General features: G+C 44.5%; 1 protein-coding gene. It reads left to right on the forward strand.

The window, feature by feature from the left end; all coding sequences use genetic code 11:
- Positions 1–1,669: alanine-zipper protein (locus tag ACFINH_RS09760; RefSeq protein ID WP_375632970.1), on the forward strand; the 1,669-nt coding region annotated here is incomplete at both ends.

The following is a 1,669-nucleotide window of genomic DNA, read 5'->3' on the forward strand; positions in this document are numbered from 1 at the left end:
TATTCGTATGAAACCTTTGCGCCGTTAGAGCAGGTTGTTAATGCAAGACAAGAGTCGGAAAAAGCCATGGCGCGTGCAAATAGTGCGCAACAGGTTGCAGAAGAGGCGAAAAGGGTTTCTGATCAAGCGCTTACAGAGGTGACGAAAACGGGTGAAGCGGTTACAGCAGCTACGACAACCGCTAATCTTGCAAAAGATACAGCGGATACAGCCAAGGGATTAGCAGAAGAATCCAAGAGTGCATCAGATGCCGCCAAGCAAATGGCAGAAGAGGCAAAAGCTCTTTCAGAACAATCCAAGAATGCTTGTGCTGAAGTCAAGGCATCTGTTGCAACTGTTAAGATAGTTGCCGAATCGGCGCAAACAGGAGTGGAACAAGCCTCGCAAACAGCTTCAGAAGCGAAGGGTTTGGCGGAATCGGCGAAAAGTGCAGCAGAGAGTGTAACAGAGAAAGTAGATCAAGCACTAAGAGAGGCTAGCGATGCAAAATCTAAAGCAGAAGGCTTAGAAACAATAGCCAATGAAGCAAAATCCACGAGTGATCAAGCAAGCCAAACCGCTTTGAGTGCAAAAAGTTTATCAAAAGAAGCCAAGGAAGTAGCCGAGACTGCGAAGTCGACAGCAGAAGAAGCGAAGAGTGTTGCGGAGCAAGCAAAAGAAGAAGCTGATACGACGAAGCAAGGGCTTAGAGAGGTCAAGAGTTCATTAGACACGGTGACAGCAACGACAAATTCTGCGAATACAGCCGCCTCTGAGGCAAAAGTGTTAGCGGAAGAAGCGAAGAGTGCATTGACAGAAGTTCAAGAGAAGGCACAGAGGAACAGTGACAGTCTTTCTGAACTTCAAAGTAAGGTAGGTTCTCTTTCCACTAATTTTTTAGAGAATGTGCGTTTTCATCAACCTGACAGAATTCTGGAAGCCGATCCGAAAAATAGAAAAGGTCTTGTGATCAATGACGGGGCATGTTTTCGCTTTTATCATGGTGAAGAGAATGGGGGTAGGTACCTCTTTTACCGCATTCCAGGGCGTGGAAGGATGACTTTTGACGAAGATCTTGAAGCAGGAAAGGATTATTATATATATCTCATCTTAAAAGATCAGACGAATGAGCTATCCTTTGAGCTTTCGCAAAATCCGACGGCTCCTGATGGCTATACAAAGGATAATTCTGAAAAGATCGGTGGATTTCATACGCTATGTGCGGATGTTGGTGAGATTGAAGGTCATCTCTTATCGGGTTATCAAGCGGGGGATGTTTTGCCCAAGTCTGTTTGGTGTTTAAATCACCGCCCACGTAGTAGTCCAGAAGGGATGGTTTACAATCCGTGGCATAATATTTGGGTTGATATTTATCTTCAATCAGGGACAGGTGTAAATGCAAAGTCGGCATATAGTGTTCCGATTACGAGCAATCGTAGCTATGCGAATCATGCCTTTGATTTTTGGTCTGTTAATAAGAGATTTTTGACGAGTGATGAGTTTTCGCCATGCATGTATGGAAGTAATCAAGCAACCAGTATTGTCGGCAATCAAGCGCCTTCTCCTAAGACGTCTGGAGGACATGTTGATACAAACAATAGACGGATGATTTCGCATATCGGTTGTGAGGATGGTTGCGGTTATGTTTGGCAATATTTGTCTGGTTGTTATCCAGTGACTAAATGGCATA

It is taken from the genome of Bartonella sp. AA74HLJMH, from assembly GCF_042197045.1.
Taxonomy (GTDB): Bacteria; Pseudomonadota; Alphaproteobacteria; order Rhizobiales; family Rhizobiaceae; genus Bartonella.